Here is a 20,518-nt window from a genome sequence, read left to right as displayed (position 1 = left end):
CCTTTCGCGGCACAAGGCCGCTTCTACCAGGAAGGGCGATGCCTGGGCGCTTCAGGGAACCTGCACGCCTTCTTTCAGCAGCATGTCCACCAGGCGGATCAGCGGCAAGCCGATCAGGCTGGTGGCATCGCACCCGTGGGTGCTTTGGAACAGGCTCACGCCCAGCCCTTCAGCCTTGAAGCTGCCTGCGCAGTCCAGCGGCTGTTCGGCCCTCACATAGCGCTCCACGCGTTCACGGTCCAGCTCCCGAAGATGTACGGTAAACGGCACGCAGTCCACCTGGCAGCGGCCGGTGGCGCTGTTGTACAAGGCCAGGCCGGTGAGGAAGCTGACCTGTTGCCCGCTGGCGGCCAGCAGCTGCTCGCAGGCACGTTCGAAGGTGTGCGGCTTGCCCAGGATCTGTTCGCCGAGGACCGCCACCTGGTCGGAGCCGATGATCAGGTGGTCGGGGTGGCTGCTCGCCAGGGCCTCGGCTTTTTGCCGGGCCAGGCGGCGAACCAGGTCGACGGCCGGTTCGTCATCCAGGCGCCGCTCGTCTATGTCGGGGCTTGCCCAGGTGAAGGGCAGGCGCAGGCGCTCGAGCAGTTCGCGCCGGTAGGGGGAGCTGGAAGCCAGTAACAGGGGAAGCATGATAGACTCCTGGGCAGATGACCCCGATTCTAACATGCGTGATGCTGCCGAATTTCCTTTGACAGGGGCGGGGGGCATCCCTAGAATGCTGCGCCTATGTTGAATGACCCGATTCCACCTCACGTTGACCCGCGCAAATTGGCTGATCGCGGCGTAACCATCCAAGGTTCGCTGCAACTCGCTGATTTGGAAAGACTCTGCGACCCGCTTTCCGACGATGTCGGTACGGTGCAGGCGAAGTTCGATTTTGAGCGAGACGAACAGAACGCCGTGGTTATCCACAGCGAACTCGATGTCGAGGTCAAGATGGTTTGCCAGCGTTGTCTTGAGCTGGTCACCCTGCCGATCCACAGCGAATGTACGTACGCCGTGGTGAAGGAGGGTGCGAATACCCAGTCGTTGCCGAAAGGCTATGACGTGCTGGAACTGGGCGAAGATCCTTTGGATCTGCAGGCGCTGATCGAGGAAGAGCTGTTGCTCGCCCTGCCGATCGTACCTGCTCATCATCCGGAAGAATGCCAGCAGCCGGCGGGCGCCGATGAGCCCGAACCGAGCAAGGACGAGGTATCGCGGTCCAACCCGTTCAGTGTTTTGGCGCAGTTAAAGCGTGACCCAAACGTTTAGGAGTTAATCAATTATGGCTGTTCAGCAGAACAAAAAATCCCGCTCTGCCCGTGACATGCGCCGTTCCCACGACGCCCTGTCGGAAAACGCGCTGTCCGTAGAGAAGAGCACCGGTGAAGTACACCTGCGCCACCACGTTTCGCCAGAAGGCGTATACCGTGGTCGCAAAGTGATCGACAAGGGCGCTGACGAGTAATCCTTGTCTGCTCAGATCATCGCGATCGACGCAATGGGCGGGGACTTCGGTCCCCGCAGCATTGTTCAGGCAAGTATTGCTTGCCTCTCGGCTACCCCCTCGCTGCATCTGACCCTCGTCGGTCAACCTTCCCTCCTCGAAGAACTCATCAGTGGCCTTGCAGCTGCGGATCGCGCACGCCTGCAAATTGTCGCGGCCAGTGAGGTGGTGGGTATGGACGAGCGGCCATCCCAGGCGTTGCGTGGCAAGCCTGACTCGTCGATGCGCGTCGCCCTTGAGTTGGTGCGGGACGGCAAGGCCCAGGCCTGCGTGAGCGCCGGTAACACGGGTGCCCTGATGGCCTTGTCGCGTTTCGTGCTCAAGACCTTGCCGGGCATCGACCGGCCGGCGATGGTGGCGGCGATCCCGACCCAGGGCGGCTACTGCCAGTTGCTCGACCTGGGCGCCAATGTCGACTGCAGTGCCGAGAACCTCTACCAGTTCGCCGTGATGGGTTCCGTGGCCGCCCAGGCCCTGGGTATCCAGCGCCCGCGCGTGGCGTTGCTGAATGTCGGTACCGAGGACATCAAGGGCAACCAGCAGGTCAAGCTGGCGGCCAGCCTGCTGCAGAATGCCCGCGGCCTCAACTACATCGGTTTCGTCGAAGGCGATGGCCTGTATCGGGGTGAGGCCGACGTGGTGGTATGCGACGGTTTCGTCGGCAACATCCTGCTCAAGTCCAGCGAGGGCCTGGCGACCATGATCGGGGCACGCATCGAAGCGTTGTTCCGTGGGGGAGTGCTGGCGCGTGCCGCCGGTGCCTTGGCCATGCCGCTGCTCAAGCGCCTGCAGGCCGACCTGGCTCCGGCGCGACACAATGGCGCGAGCTTCCTCGGTCTGCAAGGTATCGTCATCAAGAGCCATGGCTCTGCCGGGGTGCAGGGCTTCCAAAGCGCCATCCAGCGGGCGCTGATCGAAATCCAGGAGAACCTGCCGCAACGCTTGCATGGTCGCCTGGAAGATCTCTTGCTTTAATTCCCGCGGTGAAATGGTTAAATGTGACCGCTTGGTCTCTTTTCCCATCCAAGTTTTCAGTTTCCGCGTCCAGCCCTTGGCTCGACGCACCCTATCCGACGACAAGATCATAAGGGCTTGTTCAATGTCTGCATCCCTCGCATTCGTCTTTCCCGGTCAAGGCTCCCAGTCGCTGGGCATGCTCGCCGAACTCGGCGCAGAAAAGCCGGTGATCGTCGAGACCTTCAAGGAAGCTTCCGAGGCTCTGGGCTACGACCTGTGGAAGTTGGTCCAGGAAGGTCCGGAAGAACAACTCAACCAAACCGACAAGACCCAGCCGGCAATCCTCACCGCCTCCATCGCCTTGTGGCGCCTGTGGCTGGAGGAGGGCGGGGCGCGTCCGGCCTTCGTCGCTGGCCACAGCCTGGGTGAGTACAGCGCGCTGGTCGCCGCTGGCAGCCTGAGCCTGAAGGACGCCGTGCGCCTGGTCGAACGCCGTGGCCAATTGATGCAGGAAGCCGTGCCGGCCGGCCACGGTGCCATGGCCGCGATCCTCGGCCTGGATGACGCCGACGTGGTCGCCATCTGCGCCGAAGCGGCCGAAGACGAAGTGGTCAGCGCGGTCAACTTCAACTCGCCAGGCCAGGTCGTCATCGCCGGTAACAAGGCTGCGGTCGACCGGGCCATCGAGCTGTGCAAGGCCAAGGGCGCCAAGCGCGCGTTGCCGCTGGCGGTCAGCGTGCCGTCGCACTGTGCATTGATGAAGCCGGCTGCCGAGCGTTTTGCCGAAGCGGTCAACGCCATCGAGTGGAAGGCCCCGCAGATTCCCGTGGTGCAGAACGTCACCGCCGCGGTCGCCGCCGACCTCGCTGCCCTCAAGCAGGACCTGCTGGCCCAGCTGTACCAGCCGGTGCGTTGGGTCGAGTGCGTGCAGACCTTGGCGGCCAATGGTGCGGTCAACCTGGTCGAGTGTGGCCCGGGCAAGGTCCTGGCCGGCCTGAACAAGCGCTGCGCTGACGGCGTGACCACCTACAACCTCAACACCCCTGACGCTGTCGCCGCCACCCGTGCGGCGCTGGCCTGAAATTGGAGAAGCTTGCATGAGCCTGCAAGGTAAAGTCGCACTGGTCACCGGCGCCAGCCGTGGTATCGGCCAGGCCATCGCCCTCGAACTGGGCCGCCAGGGCGCGACCGTGATCGGCACCGCCACGTCGGCTTCGGGCGCAGAGCGCATCGCCGCCACCCTGAAGGAACACGGTATAAATGGCACCGGCATGGAGCTGAACGTGACCAGCGCCGAGTCCGTGGACGCCGTGCTGGCCGCCATCGGCGAGCAGTTCGGTGCCCCGGCCATCCTGGTCAACAATGCCGGCATCACCCGTGACAACCTCATGCTGCGCATGAAGGACGACGAGTGGTTCGACGTGATCGACACCAACCTGAACAGCCTCTACCGTCTGTCCAAGGGCGTGCTGCGTGGCATGACCAAGGCGCGTTGGGGTCGTATCATCAGCATCGGCTCGGTCGTCGGTGCCATGGGTAACGCCGGCCAGGCCAACTACGCCGCCGCCAAGGCCGGCCTGGAAGGTTTCAGCCGCGCCCTGGCGCGTGAAGTGGGCTCGCGCGGCATCACCGTCAACTCGGTGACGCCGGGCTTCATCGACACCGACATGACCCGCGAGCTGCCAGAAGCGCAGCGTGAAGCGCTGCAGACCCAGATTCCGCTGGGTCGCCTGGGCCAGGCCGAGGAGATCGCCAAGGTGGTTTCCTTCCTGGCATCCGAAGGCGCAGGCTACGTTACCGGCGCCACCGTGCCGGTCAACGGCGGGATGTACATGTAAAAAACCCAGTGCGATGTGACGGATTGCTTCAAAAAAGAGTCATACACGAAGCCTAAAATCCGTTATAAAGCTGCAACCAGATTCCAGGCAGAGGGTGGAGTGACTGGGTGAACGGCGCGTTGCGCTTGAAAAGCAGGCGTCTTTCTATAAACTTGGTCACCGGCCAGCTGCCTGACATATGTCCATTAGGAGTGAAAACTAGGTATGAGCACCATCGAAGAACGCGTCAAGAAAATCGTCGCCGAGCAACTGGGCGTCAAGGAAGAGGAAGTGACTGAATCGAAGTCCTTCGTCGATGACCTGGGTGCCGATTCGCTTGACACCGTTGAGCTGGTGATGGCTCTGGAAGAGGAATTCGAGACCGAAATCCCTGACGAAGAAGCCGAGAAGATCACTACCGTTCAAGCTGCAATCGACTACGTCAAAAGCCACCAGGCCTAAGACGCAGTAGTCGACGCTTCTTGTCGGGAAAAACCGCACTGCCTTTGCCGGCGTGCGGTTTTTTCTTTGCGAGCCCCCAGAGCCTGTTGCATTGCATTTCGTCACCATTGAATGCAATGGCAAGAGACTCTGTTATCAGAAGAGGAGAGTACTGTGTCGCGTAGACGCGTCGTGGTCACCGGTATGGGTATGCTGTCGCCACTGGGTACCGATGTACCGAGCACCTGGCAGGGCATTCTGGCTGGCCGCAGTGGCATTGGGCCGATCGAACACACGGACCTGTCTGCCTATACCACCCGTTTTGGCGGCTCGGTGAAAGGCTTCGAGGTCGAGCAATACCTGTCGGCCAAAGAGGCCCGCAAGCTCGATCTGTTCATTCAGTACGGCCTGGCGGCCGGTTTCCAGGCGGTGCGCAACGCCGGCCTGGAAGTCACCGACGCCAACCGTGAGCGCATTGGCGTGGCCATGGGCTCGGGCATCGGCGGCCTGACCAACATCGAGGAAACCAGCCGGACCCTGCATGACCAGGGCCCACGGCGGATTTCGCCGTTCTTCGTGCCTGGCTCGATCATCAACATGATCTCCGGCTTCCTGTCGATCCATCTGGGGTTGCAGGGCCCGAACTACGCCATTTCCACGGCCTGCACCACCGGCACCCACTGCATCGGCATGGCCGCGCGTAACATCGCCTACGGCGAGGCCGACGTGATGATCGCCGGCGGCGCCGAAATGGCTGCCTGCGGCCTGGGCATGGGTGGCTTTGGTGCCTCCCGTGCGCTCTCGACCCGCAATGATGAACCGACCCGCGCCAGCCGTCCGTGGGACAAAGGGCGCGACGGTTTCGTGCTGTCCGACGGTGCGGGTGCCCTGGTGCTCGAAGAACTCGAGCACGCCAAGGCCCGTGGCGCGACGATCTATGCCGAGCTGGTCGGTTTCGGCATGAGCGGCGATGCCTACCACATGACCTCGCCACCCGATAGCGGTGACGGCGCCGCACGTTGCATGGTCAATGCGCTGCGTGATGCCGGCATCGCCCCCGAGGCGGTCAGCTACATCAACGCCCATGGCACCTCGACCCCGGCTGGCGACATCGCCGAAGTGGCCGCGATCAAGAAGGTGTTCGGCGAGCATGCCTACAAGCTGGCGGTCAGCTCGACCAAGTCGATGACCGGCCACCTGCTGGGCGCCGCAGGCGCGGTGGAGGCGATCTTCAGCGTGTTGGCGATCAACAGCCAGATGGCGCCACCGACCATCAACCTGGACGAACCGGACGAAGGTTGCGACCTGGACTTCGTGCCCCACGAAGCCCGCAGCATGCCGATCGACGTGGTGCTGTCCAACTCGTTCGGCTTTGGCGGAACCAACGGTTCGCTGGTATTCCGCCGGTTCGTCGGCTGATGCACAGCTGGATCGACGGCCAGCCCGCTGCTGCACTCAACCTGCAGAATCGCGGCCTGGCCTACGGCGATGGCCTGTTCGAGACCATCGCCGTGCGTGCCGGCAGGCCCAGCCTGCTCACGCAGCACCTCGACCGCCTGGCGCTGGGTTGCCAGCGCCTGGCGATCGAAGCCGACCTGCCCCTTGTCCGCAATGAAATCATCGCCTATGCCAGTCAACTCGGCGAGGGCGTCGCCAAGCTGATCCTCACCCGTGGCGATAGCCAACGCGGCTACGCCCCCATGGTGGGCGCCGCCCCCCGGCGCATTCTCCAGGGCAGCCCGTTGCCCGCCTATCCGAAGGAACACGCCGAGCAGGGCGTACACCTGTTCGATTGCCAGACCCGTCTGGCGGAACAGCCGCTGCTGGCCGGCCTCAAGCACCTGAACCGCCTGGAGCAGGTGTTGGCACGAAGCGAATGGCAGGGTGGCGAATATGCCGAAGGGCTGATGCGGGACGTGCACGGGCGCTTGATCGAGGGTGTCTACAGCAACCTCTTCCTGGTCCGCGACGGCGAGCTGTTGACGGCCGACCTCAGTCGTTGCGGCGTGGCGGGCGTCATGCGTGCGGCGTTGCTGGAGCAGGCCGCTGCCCTGGGCATCACGGCTCAGGTGCGCGACCTGGCGCTCGACGACCTGGAACAGGCCGACGAAGTGTTCCTGTGCAACAGCGTCTATGGTGTATGGCCGGTGCGTACACTTTCTGCCTTGAAGCTCGACTGGCCGCCAGGCCCACTCACCCGTAAACTGCAGGCCGTTGCCCGTACGTTACTGGAAACCTGATTCGTGAGACGTAAATTCCTGCTGCTGCTGGAAATGGGGTTGATCCTCGCTGGCCTGGCCTTCGGCTGGTCGGCCTGGAAGGTCAACTCGGTCCTGGAGCAGCCTCTGCACGTGACGCAGGAGCAACTGCTCGACGTGCCCACTGGCACCACGCCCAATCGCATGTTCTATCGCATGCAGAACGAGGGCCTGCTGGACGACGCCATCTGGTTGCGCCTGTACTGGCGCTTCAACATGGCCGGCACCCCCTTGCACACCGGCGAATACCGCCTCACCCCTGGCATGACCGTGGCCGAGCTGTTCGATGCCTGGCGCCGTGCCGACGTGGTGCAATACAACCTGACCCTGGTCGAAGGCTGGACCTTCCGCCAGGTGCGTGCTGCGGTCGCCAAGCATGAAAAGATCAAGCACACCCTCGACGGGCTATCCGACGCCCAGGTGATGGAAAAGCTTGGCCATACCGGGGTGTTTCCCGAAGGCCGCTTCTTCCCCGATACCTACCGCTTCGTGCGCGGCATGAGCGATGTCGAACTGCTGCAGCAGGCCTACATGCGCCTGGAGGAAGTACTCGCCAAGGAATGGGCCGAGCGCGCCACCGACCTGCCGTACCGCGACCCGTACCAGGCACTGATCATGGCGTCGCTGGTGGAGAAGGAAACCGGTATTCCCCAGGAGCGTGGGCAGATCGCCGGCGTGTTCGTGCGCCGCCTGCGCCTGGGCATGATGCTTCAGACCGACCCGACCGTGATCTACGGCATGGGCGAGCGCTACAACGGCCGCATCACCCGCGCCGACCTGCGCGAGCCGACGCCCTACAACACCTACACCATGACCGGGTTGCCGCCGACACCGATCGCCATGGTCGGCCGCGAGGCCATCCATGCCGCGCTGAACCCCGCCGACGGCTCCAGCCTGTACTTCGTCGCTCGCGGCGACGGCAGTCATGTGTTCTCCGATGATCTGAACGACCACAACAGCGCGGTGCGGGAATTCCAGCTCAAGCGGCGCAGTGACTACCGTTCGAGCCCCGCGCCCCAAGCGCAACCTGGCGCTGGCGAGCAGGCGCCGGTCGAGCCTGCGCCACCTGCCAGCGAGCCATCAGGCGAAGGCCTGGCGCCCGAAGGTGATGCGCCTGCCAGCGAACCCGTGCCGGCCGAGACGCCGGCCCCTGACGAACAACAGTAAGGACTGCCCGTGAGCGGTTTGTTTATCACCCTGGAAGGCCCCGAAGGCGCGGGCAAGAGCACCAATCGCGAATACCTGGCCGAGCGCCTGCGCGAACAGGGCCTGGACGTGGTCCTGACCCGCGAACCGGGCGGTACGCCGCTGGCCGAGCGGATCCGCGAGCTGCTCCTGGCGCCGAGCGACGAGGCCATGGCCGCTGACACCGAGCTGCTCCTGGTGTTTGCTGCCCGAGCCCAGCACCTGGCCGAGGTCATTCGCCCGGCACTGGCCCGCGGTGCGGTGGTGCTGTGCGACCGTTTCACCGATGCCACCTACGCCTATCAGGGCGGTGGCCGCGGCTTGTCCCAGGAACGCATCGCCACCTTGGAGACGTTCGTCCAGGGCGCACTGCGCCCCGACCTGACCTTGGTCTTCGACCTGCCGGTGGAAGTGGGCCTGGCCCGCGCTGCCGCCCGCGGTCGCCTGGACCGTTTCGAGCAGGAGGGCCAAGCTTTCTTCGAGGCCGTGCGCCAGGCCTACCTGCAGCGCGCCGGGCGCGAGCCCCAGCGCTACCGCTTGCTGGATGCCGCACAGCCGCTGGAGGCCGTGCAGCGCGCCATCGATGCGTTGCTGCCGGGCATCCTGGAGCGCTGCCGTGGCTGAGGCCTACCCCTGGCAGCAGGCGCTCTGGCAGCAGTTGGCCGGGCGCGCCCAGCACGCCCATGCCTACCTGCTCCATGGGCCCCAGGGTATCGGCAAGCGGGCCCTGGCCGAGCGCCTGATGGCCCGCCTGCTGTGCCAGCAACCTCAGGGCCTGGATGCCTGCGGCCAGTGCAAGTCGTGCCTGCTGCTCAAGGCCGGCAGCCACCCGGACAACTTCGTGCTGGAGCCGGAAGAGGCCGACAAGCCGATCAAGATCGACCAGGTGCGCGAGCTGGTGTCGTTCGTGGTGCAGACCGCGCAGCAGGGCGGGCGCAAGGTGGTGTTGATCGAGCCGGTCGAGGCGATGAACGTCAATGCGTCCAATGCCTTGCTCAAGAGCCTCGAGGAGCCTTCGGGCGATACCGTGCTGCTGCTGGTCAGCCACCAGCCCAGCCGTCTGCTGCCGACCATCAAGAGCCGCTGCCAGCAAGTCGCCTGCCCGCAGCCGAGCCTGCCCCAAAGCCAGGCCTTCCTCGCCGGAGCCCTGCCCGACGTTGCGCCCGAAGAGCGCGACGAGCTGTTGACCCTGGCTGCCGGCTCGCCCTTGATGGCCATGAGCTTGCAGGCCCAAGGCGTGCGCGAGCAGCGTGCATTGGTCACCGATGGCGTGAAGAAACTGCTCAAGCAGCAACAGTCCCCCAGCCAGCTGGCCGAAGCCTGGAGCAACGTGCCGTTGCTGTTGCTGTTCGACTGGTTCTGTGACTGGTCGCACCTGATCCTGCGCTACCAATTGACCCAGGACGAAGAGGGGCTAGGCTTGGGCGATATGCGCAAGGTGGTGCAGTACCTGGCGCAGAAAAGCCGGCAGGGCAGGGTGCTGGAGGTCCAGGCATGGATCCTCGAGCAACGCCAGAAGGTGCTGGCCAAGGCCAACCTCAATCGTGTCCTGCTGCTCGAAGCCTTGTTGGCCCATTGGGTCCAATTGCCGGGTTCACGCTGATTCCTCTTTCGTTTCCTTCATGTGTGCCGTAATCCCATGCTCGTAGATTCCCATTGCCACCTCGACCGACTTGACCTGAGCGCCCATGGCGGCTCCCTCGATGCCGCCTTGCAAGCAGCCCGTGAACGGGGCGTGGGGCATTTCCTGTGCATCGGCGTGAGCGCCGACAATGCCGGGGCGGTCAAGGCCCTGAGCGAGCGATACGCTGACGTGGACTGTTCGGTCGGTGTGCACCCGCTGGACCTGGCGCCCGGTGAAACGCCAGCGCTGGAATGGTTGTTGCGCGAGCTGGCCCACCCGCACGTGGTGGCCATCGGCGAGACCGGCCTGGACTACCACTACGAGCCTGAGGCCGCTGAGCTGCAGCAGGCCTCCTTCCGCCTGCACCTGGAAGCCTCGCGCCAGACCGGCAAGCCGGTAATCGTCCACACCCGCGCGGCGCGGGCCGATACCCTGGCGCTGCTGCGCGAGGCAGGCCTGCCACAAGCTGGCGTGCTGCACTGCTTCACCGAGGACTGGGACATGGCCCGGGCGGCGCTGGACCTGGGCTACTACATTTCGTTGTCGGGCATCGTCACCTTCCGCAATGCCGACGCCCTGCGCGAGGTGGCGCGCCAGGTCCCGGCCGACCGCCTGCTGGTGGAAACCGACTCGCCGTACCTTGCGCCGATTCCGTACCGCGGCAAACCGAACTTGCCGCAATATGTGCGCGAAGTGGCCGAATACGTGGCCTCGCTACGTGGCGTGAGCTATGCGCAGCTGGCCGAGCAGACCACGGCCAACTTCAAGCGCCTGTTCCCGTTGGCGCGGGTGGCCTGATTCCCTGCCGGTGCTTGGCGCTCCCCCTCCAGAGGCAAGCACCTGTTCCGCGGGCAAAAAAAACCCGGGTTCTGGGGGGGGAATCCGGGTTAAGACCATTAGGAGTAAAACAAAGGTACCGCGGTCCCTGGGCACCTTTATTGACGCGCCACTTGGGGGGATGCGCCGCGCCAACACTCCAAGTATCGATCAGGTTTGGCACAGTGCCAGCGACAACTGGTCGTTTTTTAAACAGATTTGGAATACGCCTGGAAACCATAGGGTCTTCCCTGCATGTCCAGGGGGACAAACGGTTACTCTTCACGCCGCCAGGATTACGCTCGACACGCATCGTGATACATAGAAGCGAGGATGATCCGTGCATTTTCCTGCAAGTTAGGCATAATAAACCGCTTCGATTGTCCATCCAGTCCTTCCTATGCAGAAAGAACCTCGTAAGGTCCGTGAGTTTCGCCGCCGCGAACAAGAGATCCTCGATACCGCGCTCAAGCTGTTTCTCGAGCAAGGTGAAGACAGCGTCACCGTCGAGATGATCGCCGACGCCGTGGGTATCGGCAAAGGCACGATCTACAAGCACTTCAAGTCCAAGGCGGAGATCTACCTGCGCCTGATGCTCGACTACGAACGCGACCTGAATGCCCTGTTGCACTCGGACGACGTCGACCGCGACAAGGAAGCCCTGTCGCGCGCCTATTTCGAGTTCCGCATGCGCGACCCGCAGCGTTACCGGTTGTTCGACCGCCTGGAAGAAAAGGTCGTCAAGGGCAACCAGGTGCCGGAGATGGTCGAGGAGCTGCACCGCATCCGCGCCTCCAACTTCGATCGCCTCACCCTGTTGATCAAGGGCCGTATCAGCGAGGGCAAGCTCGAGGACGTACCGCCTTATTTCCACTACTGTGCCGCATGGGCGTTGGTGCATGGCGCCGTGGCACTGTATCACTCGCCGTTCTGGAGCAATGTGCTGGAGGATCAGGAAGGCTTCTTCCAGTTCCTCATGGACATTGGCGTGCGCATGGGCAACAAGCGCAAGCGCGACCCGGAGATCGCGAACTAGAGCATCGCGAGACAAGTCGCTCCCGCAGGCCTCGTACGTCTGTAGGAGCGGCCTTGTGCCGCGAAAGGCTGCATCGCAGCCTCCGTTCGCTAGCCGGCCAGAAGTTGGGGCTTGCAAAAACCTGATTTATGAGTCAGGTTTTGCCGGCCCTGATTCATCCGTGCCGGAGTCCCACCCATGATCGTCGATCGTCAAGGCAGGCGCTTTCGCAACCTGCGTGTCAGCCTGACGGCTGCCTGCAACTATGCCTGTACGTACTGCGTGCCTGATGGCAAGCGCCTTGTGGCGGCACAGGATGAGCTCCCGGCCGAATTGATGGCCCGTGGCGTGGCCTACCTGGTCGAAGCTGCCGGGATCGAGCGGCTGCGTATCACTGGTGGCGAGCCGTTGGTCAGCCCGCGCCTCGAGGCCTTTCTCGAAGCAGTCGGAACGCTGGGCCTGGCGGATATTGGCCTGACCACCAACGGCCAGTTGCTCTCGCGCAAACTCCCATTGCTCAAGGCCGCCGGTATCCGTCGTCTGAATGTGTCCCTCGACACGCTCGACCCCGACGCCTTCCGTCGCATTGCCCGTGGCGGCGACCTGGCCACGGTGCTGGCTGGCATGGAGCAGGCCAGTGCCGCCGGCATGGGCATCAAGGTGAACATGGTACCCATGCGCGGGCAGAACCTGGATCAGGTATTGCCACTGCTCGACTACTGCCTGGAGCGAGGTTACGAATTGCGCTTCATCGAGCTGATGCGCATGGGCCATCTTGCCCGCGACCACAACGCATTTCTTCAGCAATTCGTCGGCCTCGAACAATTGCTCGATCTGATTGGCCAGGCCCATGCCTTCCAGCAGGCCAGCGCGCCACTGGATGCCACCGCCTTGCGCTATCGAGTGGCCAGCAAAGGCCATTTTGGCGTGATCGCCAACGAGAGCGTGCCGTTCTGCCGGACCTGCTCACGGCTGCGCTTGTCCTCCACGGGCTGGTTGCACGGCTGTCTGTCATCAGGTAGCCGGCATTTCGTCGGCGACCTTCTGGAAAAGCCTCGCCACCAAGCCCTACCGGCCTTGCAACGCTTGCTGGTCAAGGCCCTGGCGGATAAGCAGGACCTGGCGTTTTCCGGCGGCGTGACGGTGATGAAGGTGATCGGCGGCTGACCTGGCGTAAAAGCTGCATCTGGCGGCTATTCGCCGGTTTTTCGTCGCCGGTTTCTGGAGGAAGAATGCGTAGGCTGGTCTTGTCGCTGGCGCTGTTGGCGCTGGGCGGTTGCATGAATGTCAGTGATATGGGCGAGGGGGTTCGCTACCACATGAGCGATGCCGGGCTGCTGGACCACAGCGATACCCGGCGCAGCCTGTCGGTGCGCCTGCAGCCCGACTCGTTCATCTTCATCGGCCAGGGGCATTTCGCACCGCCGGGCAAGGGGCCGGTGCCCCGGCCGAACGTGGTGGCCGAGGAAGCCTACAAGAGCTTCGTCGAATACTTCCCGCTGGTGCGTCGCGCCCAAGGGCCGCTGGGGCTGGAGGAGGCGCTGGCCGAAGCCCGCTCGGTGGGCGCCCATTATGTGCTCTACACCCGTTTCGCGCGGACCGATGACCGCATCGGCAATGGGGACGAATGGTACGACGAGCAAGCCGTCGATCGCCTGGGGGTCGATACCGGTGTGGTGCAGATGATGCTGATCGAGACCAGCACCCGCTATTTGATCGATACGGCGCGGATCAAGAGCCGTGGCGGTTTGTTGACGTTCCACGACAAGGCGCCGGAAGATTTGCTTGGCCCCCCCATGCGCGATTACGCTCGTAGTCTCCTGGGCATGAGTCGTTGAGGATAGGGTGATGACGGATACCGGCAAGGCCAATGATCTCTTGGCACAGATCCCCAAGGAAAAGGGATTGCCTCCGGTACACCTGTGGAACCCGGATTTCTGCGGCGACATCGACATGCGCATCGCCCGCGACGGGACCTGGTACTACCTGGGTACGCCGATCGGGCGCAAGCCGATGGTCCGGTTGTTTTCCACCATCATTCGCCGCGATGGCGATGATTATTTCCTGGTTACGCCGGTGGAGAAGGTCGGAATCCGGGTCGATGACGCACCCTTCGTCGCCGTGCTGCTGGAGGTGCAGGGCAGTGGCGAGCAGCAGGTGCTGCGCTTTACCAGCAATGTCGATGACCAGGTCGAGGCGGGCCCGGAGCATCCGCTGCGGGTCGAGATCGATCCCCTGACCCAGGAGCCTTCGCCCTATATTCTGATGCGCAGTAACCTCGAGGCGCTGATCCATCGCAATGTGTTCTACCAGTTGGTGGAGCTGGCGGTGCCGCGTGAAATCGAGGGCCAGGAGTGGCTTGGGGTTTGGAGCGGCGGGGCGTTCTATCCTGTGGGGCGTCTTTGAGAATGCTGGGGCTGCCTTGCAGCCCTTTCGCGGCACAAGGTGCTCCTGCAGGTGCACAGCACACGTATCGATAGGCCTCCTGGTTTTTCCTTGTATTGGCCATTTGTCCGCAAGCCACCCGGGCATAACCTGCTGGCAATCGCCCACAGGAGAACGCCATGAACATCCCCCGTCTATCCCTTGCCGTGCTGCTTGCCTTCAGCGTGACAGGCATCCAGGCTCCCGCCTGGGCCCACGGCGAGCAACCTGACCAGGTCAAGGTCCTACAGGAACAGCGCCCTAGCAATGCGCCCGGCAAGAAAGCCGTGATGCTCACCGTCCACTATGCCCCGGGCCAGGCATCGCCCGCCCACCAGCACCCTGGCGCGGTGATGGCCTACGTACTCGAAGGTTCGGTGGTATCGAAGCTCAACGATGACCAGGAGAGGACCTACAGGGCCGGTGAATATTGGTACGAAGCGCCTGGCACCGTGCACAGTGTGTCTCGCAACGCCAGCGAATCCGCTCCGGCCAAGCTGCTGGTCTGGAGCCTGGTGGACGAAGGCAGGCCGGTGACCGAACCGTTGAAATAGCGCGTGCAGGCGGCAGAAACGAAAAAACCTCCAGTGCTTGCGCAACTGGAGGTTCTTTCAGTGTTTGGCTCCGCGACCTGGACTCGAACCAGGGACCCAATGATTAACAGTCATTTGCTCTACCGACTGAGCTATCGCGGAATCTGCTGCGTATCTTACTGATAGCCAGGGGGAAGTCAAGCTTACCCCCTGGCAATCAATGGGTTACAGCACTTCGACGATGGCCTTGGTGACCACGTGGATGTTGCTCTGGTTCAGCGCGGCCACGCAGATACGACCGGTATCCAGGGCATAGATGCCGAACTCGTCCTTCAGGCGGCCGACCTGCTCGGCGGTCAGGCCCGAGTAGGAGAACATGCCGCGCTGGCGACCGACGAAGCTGAAATCGCGCTTGGCACCGTATTCGGCCAGCAGCTCGACCATCTGCTTGCGCATGCCATGGATGCGGCCACGCATCTCGCCCAGCTCGGCTTCCCACATCTGGCGCAGCTCAGTGCTGTTGAGCACGGCGGCGACGATGCTGGCACCGTGGGTCGGCGGGTTGGAGTAGGTGGTCCGGATCACGCGCTTGACCTGGGACAGCACACGGGTGCTTTCGTCCTTGGAGCCGGTGACGATCGACAGGGCGCCGACGCGCTCGCCGTACAGCGAGAACGACTTGGAGAACGAGCTGGAGACGAAGAAGTCCAGGCCCGACTCGGCGAACAGGCGCACGGCGAAGGCGTCTTCGGCGATGCCATCGCCGAAGCCCTGGTAGGCCATGTCGAGGAACGGCACGTGGCCCTTGGCCTTGACCACTTCCAGGACGTTCTTCCAGTCGTCCAGACCCAGGTCGACGCCGGTCGGGTTGTGGCAGCAGGCGTGCAGGACGATGATCGAGCCGGACGGCAGGTTGTTCAGGTCTTCGAGCATGCCGGCGCGGTCGACGTCGTTGCTCGGTGCGTCGTAGTAACGGTAGTTCTGCACCGGGAAACCGGCGGTTTCGAACAGGGCGCGGTGGTTTTCCCAGCTCGGGTCGCTGATGGCGACCACGGCGTCGGGGGAGAGGCGCTTGAGGAAGTCCGCGCCGATCTTCAGAGCACCGGTGCCGCCGACCGCCTGCACGGTCACCACGCGGCCTGCGGCCAGCAGCGGCGATTCGGCGCCGAACAGCAGCTTTTGCACCGCCTGGTCGTAGGTGGCGATACCGTCGATCGGCAGGTAGCCGCGGGAGGCATGCTGAGCGGCACGCTGGGTCTCGGCTTCGATCACCGCGCGCAACAGCGGGATACGGCCTTCCTCATTGCAATAGACGCCCACGCCCAGGTTGACCTTGGCGGTACGGGTATCGGCGTTGAATGCTTCGTTGAGGCCCAGGATGGGGTCGCGGGGTGCCAGCTCGACAGCGGAAAACAGGCTCATTGTTACCTTGGCTCTGAATTGGAGAGTGATAGGGCGCGCACGCTCCGGCCGAGTGCGTTGAAGCGGTGCGCAAACGGGGAGTCAGTATAGTGATACCGACCGGTCACCGCGACAGTCTGGCGCAGCTTTTGCGGGCTTTTGTGCGAATATTTTTCGACCATTGGTCTAATTGCCCGGTCCACTGAAAGGCCAGTCCTTGAAACGGGCGCCGGGTGCGCTCATTTGGGTTAGACTACTGGCTAAATTTACAGTTGCCGCGTCATCCACGAGGTCCGTCATGTCCGAGTTCCAGCTCGTCACCCGTTTCCAGCCGGCCGGCGACCAGCCCGAGGCCATCCGTTTGATGGTCGAGGGCATCGAGGCCGGGCTTTCGCACCAGACCCTGCTCGGGGTGACCGGCTCGGGCAAGACCTTCAGCATCGCCAACGTCATCCAGCAGGTGCAGCGCCCGACCCTGGTGCTGGCACCGAACAAGACCCTCGCCGCGCAGCTGTATGGCGAGTTCAAGGCGTTCTTCCCGAACAACGCGGTGGAGTATTTCGTTTCCTATTACGACTACTACCAGCCGGAAGCCTACGTGCCGTCGTCGGACACCTTCATCGAGAAGGACGCCTCGATCAACGACCATATCGAGCAGATGCGCCTGTCGGCGACCAAGGCACTGCTGGAGCGCCGCGATGCCATCATCGTCACCACGGTGTCGTGCATCTACGGCCTGGGCAGCCCGGAGACCTACCTGAAGATGGTCCTGCACGTCGATCGCGGCGACAAGCTCGACCAGCGTGCCTTGTTGCGCCGCCTGGCGGACCTGCAGTACACCCGCAACGAGATGGACTTCGCCCGCGCCACCTTCCGCGTGCGTGGCGATGTGGTCGACATCTTCCCGGCCGAATCGGACCTCGAAGCCATCCGCATCGAGCTGTTCGACGACGAGGTGGAGAACATCGCCGCCTTCGACCCGCTCACCGGCGAGGTCATCCGCAAGCTGCCGCGCTTCACCTTCTACCCCAAGAGCCACTACGTCACCCCGCGCGAAACCCTGCTCGAAGCGGTGGAGGGCATCAAGGAAGAACTCAAGGACCGCCTGGAGTACCTGCACAAGGCCAACAAGCTGGTGGAGGCCCAGCGCCTGGAGCAGCGCACCCGCTTCGACCTGGAGATGATCCTGGAGCTGGGCTATTGCAATGGCATCGAGAACTACTCGCGCTACCTGTCCGGGCGTCCGGCCGGCGCGCCGCCACCTACCTTGTACGACTACCTGCCGGCCGATGCGCTGCTGGTGATCGATGAGTCCCACGTCAGCGTTCCCCAGGTCGGCGCCATGTACAAGGGCGACCGCTCGCGCAAGGAAACGCTGGTGGAGTACGGCTTCCGCCTGCCGTCGGCGCTGGACAACCGCCCCATGCGCTTCGATGAATGGGAGGCGGTCAGTCCGCAGACCATCTTCGTGTCCGCCACGCCCGGCCCCTACGAGGCCGAGCATGCCGGCAGGGTAGTGGAGCAGGTGGTCCGCCCCACCGGCCTGGTGGACCCTCAGGTGGAGGTGCGCCCAGCGCTGACCCAGGTCGACGACCTGCTTTCGGAGATCGGCAAGCGAGTCGCGGCAGGCGAGCGGGTGCTGGCCACCACCCTGACCAAGCGCATGGCCGAAGACCTCACCGACTACCTGGCCGACCACGACGTGCGTGTGCGCTACCTGCACTCGGACATCGACACCGTCGAGCGGGTGGAGATCATCCGCGACCTGCGCCTGGGCACCTTCGACGTGCTGGTGGGTATCAACCTGCTGCGCGAAGGTCTGGACATGCCCGAAGTGTCCCTGGTGGCCATTCTCGATGCCGACAAGGAAGGTTTCCTGCGCTCGGAGCGTTCGTTGATCCAGACCATCGGCCGGGCCGCACGCAACCTCAACGGCAAGGCGATCCTCTATGCCGACCAGGTCACCGGTTCCATGCAGCGGGCCATCGACGAGACCGAGCGGCGCCGGGCCAAGCAGATCGACTTCAACCAGGCCCACGGCATCGTGCCCAAGGGCGTGGTCAAGGACATCACCGACATCATGGAAGGCGCCAGCGTGCCCGGCGGGCGAAGCAAGAAACGCAAGGCCATGGCCAAGGCGGCAGAGGAGAGCGCCCGCTACGAGGCCGAGCTGCAGACCCCGGCCCAGATCACCAAGCGCATCAAGCTACTGGAAGAGAAAATGTTCCAGTTGGCTCGCGACCTGGAGTTCGAGGCCGCGGCGCAGCTGCGCGATGAAATCGCCCAGTTGCGCGATCGCCTGATCGCCAGCTGAGCGCCTGTAGGAGCGGGCTTGTCCCGCGATAGGGACGGGCCAGCCTCCAAAGCTGCAGAAGGCCGCAGCGGCCGTCGACATTCGCCTGCGCGCCATCGCTGGAGCCCGACGCCTGCTCCCTGCTACCATTCGGCCTTTGTTTCATCTTTCGTTCGAGACTCTCCATGACCACCGTTCGCACGCGCATCGCGCCATCGCCCACCGGCGATCCCCATGTCGGCACCGCCTACATCGCCCTGTTCAACTACTGCTTCGCCAAGCAGCACGGCGGTGAGTTCATCCTGCGTATCGAAGACACCGACCAGCTGCGCTCGACCCGTGAGTCGGAACAGCAGATCTTCGACGCCCTGCGTTGGCTCGGCATCGAGTGGAACGAGGGCCCGGACGTCGGTGGTCCCCATGGCCCCTACCGGCAGAGCGAGCGCGGCGAGATCTATGCCAAGTACGCCAAGCAGTTGGTGGATGCCGGCCACGCCTTCTATTGCTTCTGCACTGCCGAAGAGCTGGAGCAGATGCGTGCCGAGCAGATGGCCCGCGGCGAGACCCCGCGCTACGACGGTCGCGCCCTGTTGTTGAGCGCCGAGGAAGTGCAGCGCCGCCTGGATGCCGGCGAACCCCACGTGATCCGCATGAAGGTGCCGAGCGAGGGCGTTTGCGTGGTGCCGGACATGCTCCGTGGCGACGTCGAGATCCCGTGGGACCGCATGGACATGCAGGTGCTGATGAAGAACGACGGCCTGCCGACGTACTTCCTGGCCAACGTGGTCGATGATCACCTGATGGGCATCACCCACGTCCTGCGCGGCGAAGAGTGGCTGCCGTCGGCACCGAAGCTGATCAAGCTGTACGAGTACTTCGGTTGGGAGCAGCCCAAGCTGTGCTACATGCCGCTGCTGCGCAACCCCGACAAGAGCAAGCTGTCCAAACGCAAGAACCCGACCTCGGTGACCTTCTACGAGCGCATGGGCTTCATGCCCGAGGCGATGCTCAACTACTTGGGCCGCATGGGCTGGTCGATGCCTGACGAGCGCGAGAAGTTCTCCCTGGCTGAAATGGTCGAACACTTCGACCTGTCGCGTATCTCCCTGGGCGGCCCGATCTTCGACATCGAGAAGCTGTCCTGGCTCAACGGCCAGTGGCTGCGCGACCTGCCGGTGGAAGAGTTCGCCGCACGCGTGCAGAAGTGGGCCTTCAACAGCGACTACATGATGAAGATCGCCCCCCATGTACAGGGCCGGGTCGAAACCTTCAGCCAGATCGCCCCGCTGGGCGGCTTCTTCTTCGAAGGCGGCCTGAAGCTCGACGCCAAGCTGTTCGAAAGCAAGAAGCTGTCCGCTGACCAGGTACGCCAGGTGATGCAGTTGATCCTGTGGAAGCTCGAGGGCCTGCGCCAGTGGGAAAAGGACCGTATCACCGGCTGCATCCAGGCCGTGGTCGAAGCCCTGGAGCTGAAGCTGCGTGACGCCATGCCGCTGATGTTCGCCGCGATCACCGGCCAGGCCAGCTCGGTCTCGGTGCTCGATGCCATGGAGATTCTCGGCCCTGACCTGACCCGCTATCGTCTGCGCCAGGCCCTGGACCTGCTCGGCGGCGTGTCGAAGAAGGAAAACAAGGAGTGGGAGAAGCTGCTGGCGACCATCGCCTGAAGGCTTTACGCAACCCTGTAGGAGCGGCCTTGCGCCGCGAAAGGACCGCAATGCGGTCCCCGTGTTTGCATCTTGATGCGAAGCTCATGGGGCCGCTGTGCGGCCCTTTCGCGGCACAAGGCCGCTCCTACAATCCGTGCTGGCTGGACCCAGTGGCCTCGAAAACGGGGCAGGGCGATAAGTGATTGTTATCTGTGAAAAAATTTTTGGATATTTTCAAAAATATGTTTGACAGCCCAGCAATCGGAACTTAATATGCGCCCCGTCCACAGCGATGAGCTAAAACGAAACGCCAGGCACCCAGTCGGTGATTCGAGTTCAGCGCGACATTGTGGGGCTATAGCTCAGCTGGGAGAGCGCCTGCATGGCATGCAGGAGGTCAGCGGTTCGATCCCGCTTAGCTCCACCAAATTCCGCTTCACGATCAGTCAGGTTGGTCGGGAAGAAAGATCGGTTCCAGCAAATCGGTCTTGAAGGTAGAAGGTTCGTCCCCTTCGTCTAGTGGCCTAGGACACCGCCCTTTCACGGCGGTAACAGGGGTTCGAGTCCCCTAGGGGACGCCACTTTTACCCGCGCTTTGCGGGAGTTGAAAGGCTCA

21 protein-coding genes and 3 tRNA genes are annotated in these 20,518 nt (G+C 63.4%); 21 read left to right on the top strand and 3 right to left on the bottom strand.

The window, feature by feature from the left end; genetic code table 11:
* Window positions 1-51: 51 nt before the first annotated feature.
* The gene (locus ACNFCI_RS06930) at window positions 52-630 is read right to left on the bottom strand and encodes a Maf family protein (protein ID WP_084855023.1); all 579 of its coding nucleotides are present in this window, start codon (window positions 628-630) and stop codon (window positions 52-54) included.
* Window positions 631-726: 96 nt separating this feature from the next.
* Between ACNFCI_RS06930 and ACNFCI_RS06925 the strand changes: the two genes are divergently transcribed.
* From ACNFCI_RS06925 to ACNFCI_RS06845, 17 genes are all read left to right on the top strand, one after another.
* Window positions 727-1,254: a YceD family protein gene (locus tag ACNFCI_RS06925; protein WP_084855024.1), complete on the top strand. Its 528-nt coding sequence runs from the start codon at window positions 727-729 to the stop codon at window positions 1,252-1,254.
* 13 nt (window positions 1,255-1,267) lie between these two features.
* Window positions 1,268-1,450 (top strand): 50S ribosomal protein L32, encoded by a 183-nt coding sequence (gene rpmF / locus ACNFCI_RS06920; protein WP_008096416.1) that lies wholly within the window; start codon window positions 1,268-1,270, stop codon window positions 1,448-1,450.
* A 3-nt stretch (window positions 1,451-1,453) separates the two neighbouring features.
* Entirely contained in the window at window positions 1,454-2,464 is a 1,011-nt protein-coding gene (plsX, locus tag ACNFCI_RS06915; protein ID WP_084855025.1) for a phosphate acyltransferase PlsX, read from the top strand.
* A 124-nt stretch (window positions 2,465-2,588) separates the two neighbouring features.
* The gene (fabD, locus tag ACNFCI_RS06910; RefSeq protein WP_224458403.1) at window positions 2,589-3,527 is read left to right on the top strand and encodes an ACP S-malonyltransferase; all 939 of its coding nucleotides are present in this window, start codon (window positions 2,589-2,591) and stop codon (window positions 3,525-3,527) included.
* A gap of 16 nt (window positions 3,528-3,543) precedes the next feature.
* On the top strand, window positions 3,544-4,284 hold the full coding sequence (gene fabG / locus ACNFCI_RS06905; RefSeq protein ID WP_084855027.1) for a 3-oxoacyl-ACP reductase FabG: 741 nt from the start codon (window positions 3,544-3,546) through the stop codon (window positions 4,282-4,284).
* A 204-nt stretch (window positions 4,285-4,488) separates the two neighbouring features.
* Window positions 4,489-4,725, top strand: coding sequence for an acyl carrier protein (gene acpP, locus ACNFCI_RS06900; protein ID WP_084855028.1), 237 nt, complete (start codon window positions 4,489-4,491; stop codon window positions 4,723-4,725).
* 153 nt (window positions 4,726-4,878) lie between these two features.
* Window positions 4,879-6,123 carry a beta-ketoacyl-ACP synthase II gene (fabF, locus tag ACNFCI_RS06895; RefSeq protein ID WP_084855029.1) on the top strand — a complete coding sequence of 415 codons (1,245 nt, stop codon included), beginning with the start codon at window positions 4,879-4,881 and terminating at the stop codon, window positions 6,121-6,123.
* Window positions 6,123-6,944, top strand: coding sequence for an aminodeoxychorismate lyase (gene pabC, locus ACNFCI_RS06890; RefSeq protein ID WP_368829252.1), 822 nt, complete (start codon window positions 6,123-6,125; stop codon window positions 6,942-6,944). The genes fabF and pabC overlap by 1 nt, the downstream gene beginning before the upstream one ends.
* Before the next feature lie 3 nt (window positions 6,945-6,947).
* On the top strand, window positions 6,948-8,129 hold the full coding sequence (gene mltG, locus ACNFCI_RS06885) for an endolytic transglycosylase MltG (protein WP_084855031.1): 1,182 nt from the start codon (window positions 6,948-6,950) through the stop codon (window positions 8,127-8,129).
* 9 nt (window positions 8,130-8,138) lie between these two features.
* Window positions 8,139-8,771: a dTMP kinase gene (tmk, locus tag ACNFCI_RS06880; protein ID WP_224458408.1), complete on the top strand. Its 633-nt coding sequence runs from the start codon at window positions 8,139-8,141 to the stop codon at window positions 8,769-8,771.
* Entirely contained in the window at window positions 8,764-9,750 is a 987-nt protein-coding gene (locus ACNFCI_RS06875) for a DNA polymerase III subunit delta' (RefSeq protein ID WP_084855033.1), read from the top strand. The genes tmk and ACNFCI_RS06875 overlap by 8 nt, the downstream gene beginning before the upstream one ends.
* Before the next feature lie 36 nt (window positions 9,751-9,786).
* Window positions 9,787-10,569 (top strand): TatD family hydrolase, encoded by a 783-nt coding sequence (locus ACNFCI_RS06870; RefSeq protein ID WP_084855034.1) that lies wholly within the window; start codon window positions 9,787-9,789, stop codon window positions 10,567-10,569.
* 418 nt (window positions 10,570-10,987) lie between these two features.
* The gene (locus ACNFCI_RS06865; protein WP_084855035.1) at window positions 10,988-11,623 is read left to right on the top strand and encodes a TetR/AcrR family transcriptional regulator; all 636 of its coding nucleotides are present in this window, start codon (window positions 10,988-10,990) and stop codon (window positions 11,621-11,623) included.
* 177 nt (window positions 11,624-11,800) lie between these two features.
* Complete coding sequence (locus ACNFCI_RS06860) at window positions 11,801-12,769, top strand: GTP 3',8-cyclase MoaA (RefSeq protein WP_084855036.1); 969 nt, start codon at window positions 11,801-11,803, stop codon at window positions 12,767-12,769.
* Between the two features lie 65 nt (window positions 12,770-12,834).
* Window positions 12,835-13,440, top strand: coding sequence for a DUF4823 domain-containing protein (locus ACNFCI_RS06855; protein ID WP_084855037.1), 606 nt, complete (start codon window positions 12,835-12,837; stop codon window positions 13,438-13,440).
* A 10-nt stretch (window positions 13,441-13,450) separates the two neighbouring features.
* On the top strand, window positions 13,451-14,008 hold the full coding sequence (locus ACNFCI_RS06850) for a DUF1285 domain-containing protein (protein ID WP_084855038.1): 558 nt from the start codon (window positions 13,451-13,453) through the stop codon (window positions 14,006-14,008).
* A gap of 158 nt (window positions 14,009-14,166) precedes the next feature.
* Entirely contained in the window at window positions 14,167-14,580 is a 414-nt protein-coding gene (locus tag ACNFCI_RS06845) for a cupin domain-containing protein (RefSeq protein ID WP_084855039.1), read from the top strand.
* Window positions 14,581-14,645: 65 nt separating this feature from the next.
* On the opposite strand, the gene ACNFCI_RS06840 is transcribed toward ACNFCI_RS06845, so the two are convergent.
* Window positions 14,646-14,721, bottom strand: a tRNA-Asn gene (locus ACNFCI_RS06840).
* Window positions 14,722-14,784: 63 nt separating this feature from the next.
* Window positions 14,785-15,981 (bottom strand): amino acid aminotransferase, encoded by a 1,197-nt coding sequence (locus ACNFCI_RS06835; protein ID WP_324813962.1) that lies wholly within the window; start codon window positions 15,979-15,981, stop codon window positions 14,785-14,787.
* A gap of 277 nt (window positions 15,982-16,258) precedes the next feature.
* Here ACNFCI_RS06835 and uvrB point away from each other — a divergent pair, with 277 nt between their 5' ends.
* The 4 genes from uvrB (at window position 16,259) to ACNFCI_RS06815 (ending at window position 20,483) form a co-directional block, all read left to right on the top strand.
* Window positions 16,259-18,274, top strand: coding sequence for an excinuclease ABC subunit UvrB (gene uvrB / locus ACNFCI_RS06830; RefSeq protein ID WP_368829251.1), 2,016 nt, complete (start codon window positions 16,259-16,261; stop codon window positions 18,272-18,274).
* A 164-nt stretch (window positions 18,275-18,438) separates the two neighbouring features.
* Window positions 18,439-19,920, top strand: coding sequence for a glutamate--tRNA ligase (gene gltX, locus ACNFCI_RS06825; protein WP_324813965.1), 1,482 nt, complete (start codon window positions 18,439-18,441; stop codon window positions 19,918-19,920).
* 333 nt (window positions 19,921-20,253) lie between these two features.
* A tRNA-Ala gene (locus ACNFCI_RS06820) sits at window positions 20,254-20,329 on the top strand.
* A gap of 78 nt (window positions 20,330-20,407) precedes the next feature.
* Window positions 20,408-20,483 (top strand) — tRNA-Glu (locus tag ACNFCI_RS06815).
* Window positions 20,484-20,518 lie beyond the last annotated feature (35 nt).

This window comes from Pseudomonas sp. NY15356 (genome assembly GCF_048068175.1).
GTDB lineage: Bacteria > Pseudomonadota > Gammaproteobacteria > Pseudomonadales > Pseudomonadaceae > Aquipseudomonas > Aquipseudomonas putida_K.
This window is presented reverse-complemented; position numbering and strand designations above follow the sequence as displayed.

Coding starts and splice junctions, on each gene's coding strand:
- ACNFCI_RS06930 (WP_084855023.1), bottom strand. CDS start 630: ATGCTTCCCCTGTTACTGGCTTCCAGCTCCCCCTACCGGCGCGAACTG.
- ACNFCI_RS06925 (WP_084855024.1), top strand. CDS start 727: ATGTTGAATGACCCGATTCCACCTCACGTTGACCCGCGCAAATTGGCT.
- rpmF (WP_008096416.1), top strand. CDS start 1,268: ATGGCTGTTCAGCAGAACAAAAAATCCCGCTCTGCCCGTGACATGCGC.
- fabD (WP_224458403.1), top strand. CDS start 2,589: ATGTCTGCATCCCTCGCATTCGTCTTTCCCGGTCAAGGCTCCCAGTCG.
- fabG (WP_084855027.1), top strand. CDS start 3,544: ATGAGCCTGCAAGGTAAAGTCGCACTGGTCACCGGCGCCAGCCGTGGT.
- acpP (WP_084855028.1), top strand. CDS start 4,489: ATGAGCACCATCGAAGAACGCGTCAAGAAAATCGTCGCCGAGCAACTG.
- pabC (WP_368829252.1), top strand. CDS start 6,123: ATGCACAGCTGGATCGACGGCCAGCCCGCTGCTGCACTCAACCTGCAG.
- ACNFCI_RS06870 (WP_084855034.1), top strand. CDS start 9,787: ATGCTCGTAGATTCCCATTGCCACCTCGACCGACTTGACCTGAGCGCC.
- ACNFCI_RS06865 (WP_084855035.1), top strand. CDS start 10,988: ATGCAGAAAGAACCTCGTAAGGTCCGTGAGTTTCGCCGCCGCGAACAA.
- ACNFCI_RS06860 (WP_084855036.1), top strand. CDS start 11,801: ATGATCGTCGATCGTCAAGGCAGGCGCTTTCGCAACCTGCGTGTCAGC.
- ACNFCI_RS06855 (WP_084855037.1), top strand. CDS start 12,835: ATGCGTAGGCTGGTCTTGTCGCTGGCGCTGTTGGCGCTGGGCGGTTGC.
- ACNFCI_RS06850 (WP_084855038.1), top strand. CDS start 13,451: ATGACGGATACCGGCAAGGCCAATGATCTCTTGGCACAGATCCCCAAG.
- ACNFCI_RS06845 (WP_084855039.1), top strand. CDS start 14,167: ATGAACATCCCCCGTCTATCCCTTGCCGTGCTGCTTGCCTTCAGCGTG.
- ACNFCI_RS06835 (WP_324813962.1), bottom strand. CDS start 15,981: ATGAGCCTGTTTTCCGCTGTCGAGCTGGCACCCCGCGACCCCATCCTG.
- uvrB (WP_368829251.1), top strand. CDS start 16,259: ATGTCCGAGTTCCAGCTCGTCACCCGTTTCCAGCCGGCCGGCGACCAG.
- gltX (WP_324813965.1), top strand. CDS start 18,439: ATGACCACCGTTCGCACGCGCATCGCGCCATCGCCCACCGGCGATCCC.